The sequence below is a fragment of the Pantoea sp. ME81 genome (assembly GCF_903970985.1).
GTDB lineage: Bacteria > Pseudomonadota > Gammaproteobacteria > Enterobacterales > Enterobacteriaceae > Pantoea > Pantoea communis.
Genome location: NZ_CAJCKS010000234.1, coordinates 1 through 6,125, shown reverse-complemented (window position 1 = coordinate 6,125; position 6,125 = coordinate 1). Strand labels below are relative to the sequence as shown.

Genomic DNA, 6,125 nt, shown 5'->3' with positions numbered 1-6,125 from the left:
AAACATCATGATCGGGAAGAAGCCCGCCTGATAGCGACCGGTGATGCCCGGGATACCCGTGCCATTCGCGATTGATTGTGCACCGCCAAGGAACTTAGGAATATCGTTAATGCCTGCCACGTCAAACCAGAATACGGAGTTCAGTGCGTGATGCAGACCGACCGGAATCAGCAAGCGGTTAAAGAAGGCGTACACGCCTGCGCCCACCGAGCCCATTTTCTGAATGTGCTCACCGAAGTTCACCAGGCCGCCGAAGATGATTGGCCAGATGTACATCAGGATAAACGCCACAACGATCATCAGGAATGAGACAAGGATCGGCACCAAACGGCGCCCGCTGAAGAACGACAGCGCTTTGGGCAGCTCAACATGGCTAAAGCGGTTATACACTTCAGCGGAGAGAATACCGACCAGAATACCCACAAACTGGTTGTTGATCTTGCCGAAGGCAGCAGGCACCTGATCGACCGGAATCTTCTGAATCATCGCTACTGCGGCAGGTGAACAGAGTGTCGTCACCACCAGGAAGCCCACGAAGCCGGTTAACGCGGCCGCACCATCTTTATCTTTGGACATACCGTAAGCCACACCGATGGCAAACAGCACTGACATATTTTCGATAATGGCAGAACCGGACTTGATCAGCAGAGCGGCCAGCGCATTGCCTGCACCCCAGCTGTCTGGATCAATCCAATACCCTACCCCCATCAAGATTGCCGCTGCCGGCAATGTCGCTACCGGCACCATAAGCGCGCGGCCGACCTTTTGCAGATATCCTAAAATACTCACCTTTTTCTCCCCCTATGAGACTGGCGTTTGCCGTAGCGCGGGTTGATTTTATTATCCCTACGCTCGGTACCTTGATGACATCTTTCACCACGAGGCGCAGTGTAAAGATAAATTAATTCGCCTCGCAAATTAAAACCACAGTAACTGTGACTTTAATCACCATAATGGACGTTTATCACTGCGAAATGCTAGCCACCACCACAAACTTATTTTATGATGAAAAATATCAGGTCGCACTTTTCCCTGCTGGTTGCGCTTAAACCGATTACGCTTAATGGCAGCAACCTAAACCAGCATCGGCGACAACATTTTCCTAATCTTAATTGAGGTGAAGACATGAGACTGATCCCTTTGGCCACACCGACCCAGGTGGGTAAATGGGCTGCACGCCACATTGTTAACCGCATTAATGCGTTTAAGCCTAGCGCAGAACGTCCCTTCGTGCTGGGCTTGCCAACCGGTGGTACGCCACTGGAAGCTTACAAGCACCTGATTGATATGCACAAAGCGGGCCAGGTTAGTTTCAAGCATGTGGTGACGTTCAATATGGACGAATACGTGGGCCTGCCAAAGGAGCATCCGGAAAGCTACCACAGCTTCATGTACCGCAACTTTTTCGATCACGTTGATATCCAACCAGAAAATATCAATCTTCTGAATGGCAATGCGCCAGATATTGACGCAGAATGTCGCCAGTACGAAGAGAAGATTCGCTCTTACGGTAAAATTAATCTGTTTATGGGCGGCGTGGGCAACGACGGACACATTGCCTTTAATGAGCCGGCTTCTTCACTCTCTTCCCGCACCCGCATCAAAACCCTGACGCACGATACCCGCATCGCCAACTCGCGTTTCTTTAACGGCGATGTCGACCAGGTGCCAAAGTACGCTCTGACCGTGGGTGTGGGTACGCTTCTGGATGCCGAAGAAGTGATGATTCTGGTGACGGGCCATCTTAAAGCGCAGGCGTTGCAGGCCGCTGTAGAAGGTAACGTTAATCATATGTGGACCATCAGCTGCCTGCAGCTGCATGCGAAATCTGTGGTGGTGTGTGACGAACCGGCCACCATGGAACTGAAAGTGAAAACCGTGAAATATTTCCGCGAAATGGAAGCGGAAAATATGAAAGGTGTGTGAGAACACGTTGTGAAAAACCTGCTGCCGTAAGGTGGCAGGCTTAGCCGGGAGAGAAAAACGATGTACGCATTAGTGAACGGCCGGATTTTTACCGGTCATGAAATTCTGGACAATCATGCAGTGGTGATTGCAGATGGCCTGATTGAGCGCGTGTGCCCACGAGATGCGCTTGATGCAACGATGACACAGCAGGATGTGGCTGGTGCGTTTATCGCTCCCGGATTTATTGATTTGCAGTTAAACGGCTGCGGCGGCGTGCAGTTTAACGATGATATCGATGCGCTGAGCGTGGAAACGCTGGAAATCATGCAGCGTGCCAACGAAAAATCAGGCTGCACCAGCTATCTGCCAACGCTGATCACCAGCACCAATGCTTTGATGAAGCGTGCCATCGAAACCATGCGCGCCTATCTGGCCAAACACCCTAATCAGGCGTTAGGCCTACACCTGGAAGGTCCATGGCTGAACAAAGCCAAAAAAGGTACCCATAATCCAGATTTGATTCGTCTGCCCGATGCGGAGATGGTCGATTTTCTTTGCGCCAACGCAGACGTGATCACCAAAGTGACGCTGGCGCCAGAAAATGCCGGTGCCGAGGTGATTGGCAAGCTTTGCAATGCCGGCATTATTGTCTCTGCGGGCCATTCAAACGCCACTTACGAAGAAGCCAAAGCGGGCTTTAGTGCGGGTGTCTCTTTTGCCACTCACCTTTATAATGCCATGCCAACCTTTGCAGGGCGTGAACCTGGTCTGATCGGTGCGCTGTTTGATTCACCTGATGTATACTGCGGCATCATTGCGGATGGTTTACATGTCCACTACGCTAACGTGCGTAATGCAAAGCGCATCAAAGGTGACAAGCTGGTGTTGGTAACGGATGCGACCGCACCCGCTGGCGCGTCAATTGATAAATTCATTTTTGCAGGCAAAACAATATACTATCGCGACGGCCTTTGCGTTGACGAAAACGGTACCTTAAGCGGTTCTGCGCTCACCATGATTGAAGCGGTGCAAAACAGCGTCGAACATTGCGGTATCGCGCTGGATGAAGCTTTGCGCATGGCAACGCTCTACCCGGCCCAGGCAATGGGTGTGGAAAAACAGCTGGGTTCAGTGACAGCAGGAAAAGTCGCTAACCTCACTGTCTTTACCCGCGATTATCAAATCACTAAGACGTTAGTCAATGGAGACGACGTCCTCAGCGAGTAAGTACTGAATGACCACTGGCGGCCAGACTCAAATAGGAAATGTCGATCTTGTCAAACAACTCAATAGTGCAGCCGTTTACCGGCTAATTGATCAACAAGGGCCGATATCGCGTATACAGATTGCCGATCTCAGCCAGCTTGCGCCCGCCAGCGTCACGAAAATTACCCGCCAGCTTATTGAGCGCGGCCTGATCAAAGAGGTAGAGCAACAAGCCTCTACCGGTGGTCGCCGCGCCATTTCCATCATTACCGAAACTCGCCATTTTCATACCATCGGCGTTCGCTTAGGACGCAATGATGCCACGCTGACATTATTCGATCTGAGCGGAAAATCGCTGGCGCAGGAAGATTATCCCCTGCCTGAGCGCACCCAGGAAACGCTGGAGAATGCGCTGTTCAATGCCATCACGGCATTTATGGCGGCGCATCAACGCAAGATTCATGAATTAATCGCGATCGCGGTGATTCTGCCAGGCCTGGTGGACCCGATTAACGGCATTATTCGCTATATGCCGCACATCGCTGTCAGCCACTGGCCGCTGGTATCCAGCTTGCAGAAACGCTTTAACGTCACCAGCTTTGTCGGTCACGATATCCGTAGTCTGGCGCTGGCGGAGCACTATTTCGGTGCAAGTCGTGACTGTGCAGACTCCATACTGGTGCGTTTACATCGCGGTACCGGCGCGGGCATCATCGCTAACGGCCATATTTTCCTCGGCAGCAACGGCAACGTGGGCGAAATTGGCCACATCCAGGTCGATCCCTTGGGTGAGCGCTGCCACTGCGGCAACTTTGGCTGTCTGGAAACGATTGCCGCCAATGGCGCGATTGAAAATCGCGTGCGCCATTTGCTCAACCAGGGCTATCCCAGCACGCTGACGCTGGATAACTGCCTGATGCCGCAAATTTGCCGTGCCGCCAACCAGGGCGATGCGCTGGCCTGCGAAGTGATTGAGTATGTAGGGCGTTATCTCGGGAAAGCGATTGCGATTGCCATTAACCTGTTCAACCCACAAAAGGTGGTATTGGCGGGCGAAATCACCGACGCAGACAAAGTGCTGTTCCCGGCGATTGAAGGCTGCATTAATACCCAGGCGCTGAATGCGTTCCGCAAAAACCTGCCGGTGGTGCGTTCCGAACTGGATCACCGTTCCGCTATTGGCGCCTTTGCCCTGGCGAAACGTGCGATGCTGAATGGTATTTTGCTGCAGCATCTGCTGGAAGAATAATTGAAGCCTGCCGTCTGGCGGGCCCGACCGGAAGCCAATATGACCATCAAAAGCGTAATCTGTGACATCGACGGCGTGTTGATGCACGACAATACCGCCGTGAAAGGCGCGAATGAGTTTCTGCAGCGCATCCTTGAAAAAGAGATGCCGCTGGTGGTGCTGACCAACTATCCGTCGCAAACCGCTCAGGATCTGGCAAACCGTTTTGCCAATGCGGGTGTCGAGGTACCGGATTCAGTGTTCTATACCTCGGCGATGGCGACAGCCGATTTCCTGCGTCGTCAGGAAGGCAAAAAAGCCTACGTGATTGGCGAAGGCGCGCTGATTCACGAACTGTATAAAGCCGGATTTACCATCACCGATGTGAATCCCGATTTTGTGATTGTTGGGGAGACGCGCTCCTTTAACTGGGAAATGATGCACAAAGCGGCTTTCTTTGTGGCTAATGGCGCACGCTTTATCGCCACCAACCCGGATACCCACGCACGCGGTTTTGTGCCAGCCTGCGGTGCACTCTGCGCCGGTATCGAAACCATCTCCGGTCGCAAACCGTTTTACGTCGGTAAGCCGAGCCCGTATATCATGCGTGCTGCGCTAAATAAGATGCATGCCCACTCGGAAGAGACGGTGATTGTCGGCGATAACCTGCGCACCGATATTCTGGCCGGATTCCAGGCGGGCCTGGAAACCATTCTGGTGCTCTCCGGGGTTTCGACGCTGAGTGACATTGATGCGATGCCTTTCCGCCCTGACTGGATTTACCCTTCAGTGGCCGATATCGACCTGTTCTAAACCTTCTCTTATCGCGTTTACTTATCGCCCTGCCCGCACGTCGTGTGAGCAGGGCGTTTGTTTTTACATCCCTTTATTATGATTCTGTGCACCGTTAATTGCGCAGGAAATCATCCAAACGCCAATTCATTAGACGCCATCTAATTTAATTGGCATTTAATTAGATGAAATTTAATTTTTAAGCCATCACAACAATCTTTTTATCAAAAGATCGCAATTTAACTTGCGTTAACACCACCTGATAGCGCATTTTCTTATACATCACGCAGTCAAGGCTGCCGGACAAACGTAGAAATAACATCGCCGCAAGGTGAGATCAGGAGTCAGTTATGTGTTCGATTTTTGGTGTGCTGGATCTGAAATCCGATCCTGTTGAACTGCGCAAGAAAGCGCTGGAGTGTTCCCGTCTGATGCGTCACCGTGGACCGGATTGGTCTGGCGTGTATGCCGATGACAAAGCCATTCTGGTGCATGAGCGCCTGTCGATTGTTGACGTCAACAACGGCGCACAGCCGCTGTACAACGCTGACCACACCCACGTACTGGCCGTGAACGGTGAGATCTACAACCATCAGGCTTTGCGTGCTGAACTCAGCGATCGTTATGCGTTCCAGACCGGTTCTGACTGCGAAGTGATCCTCGCGCTGTATCAAGAAAAAGGTCTCGATTTCCTCGATGACCTGCAAGGTATGTTCGCCTTTATTCTGTGGGACAGCGTGAAGCAGCAGTATCTGATTGGCCGTGACCACATCGGGATTATCCCGCTGTACATGGGCAACGATGAGCACGGCAACCTGTTTGTCGCCTCTGAAATGAAAGCGCTGGTGCCGGTTTGCCGCACCATCAAAGAATTCCCGCCGGGAAGCTTCCTGTGCAGCAGCGATGGCGAAATCCGTCGTTACTGGCAGCGTGACTGGATGGATTTCTCTGCCGTTGCCGAGAACACCACTGACGCTGCGGGCCTGAAGCA

At 52.2% G+C, this 6,125-nt stretch carries 5 protein-coding genes and 1 pseudogene; 5 read left to right on the top strand and 1 reads right to left on the bottom strand.

The window, feature by feature from the left end:
- Nucleotides 1-783: PTS transporter subunit EIIC (locus H7A81_RS24955; RefSeq protein WP_182059061.1), on the bottom strand; the 783-nt coding region annotated here is incomplete at its 3' end.
- 342 nt (nucleotides 784-1,125) lie between these two features.
- On the opposite strand from H7A81_RS24955, the gene nagB reads away from it, so the two are divergent.
- The 5 genes and pseudogenes from nagB to asnB form a co-directional block, all read left to right on the top strand.
- Nucleotides 1,126-1,926 (top strand): glucosamine-6-phosphate deaminase, encoded by an 801-nt coding sequence (gene nagB / locus H7A81_RS24950; protein ID WP_034829102.1) that lies wholly within the window; start codon nucleotides 1,126-1,128, stop codon nucleotides 1,924-1,926.
- Between the two features lie 60 nt (nucleotides 1,927-1,986).
- Nucleotides 1,987-3,135, top strand: a complete 1,149-nt coding sequence (gene nagA / locus H7A81_RS24945) for an N-acetylglucosamine-6-phosphate deacetylase (protein ID WP_182059060.1) — start codon at nucleotides 1,987-1,989, stop codon at nucleotides 3,133-3,135.
- A 7-nt stretch (nucleotides 3,136-3,142) separates the two neighbouring features.
- Entirely contained in the window at nucleotides 3,143-4,363 is a 1,221-nt protein-coding gene (locus H7A81_RS24940; protein WP_034829098.1) for an N-acetylglucosamine repressor, read from the top strand.
- Between the two features lie 39 nt (nucleotides 4,364-4,402).
- Entirely contained in the window at nucleotides 4,403-5,155 is a 753-nt protein-coding gene (locus tag H7A81_RS24935) for an HAD-IIA family hydrolase (protein ID WP_034829095.1), read from the top strand.
- 329 nt (nucleotides 5,156-5,484) lie between these two features.
- A pseudogene (asnB, locus tag H7A81_RS24930) lies at nucleotides 5,485-6,125 on the top strand (asparagine synthase B); the annotation flags it as partial.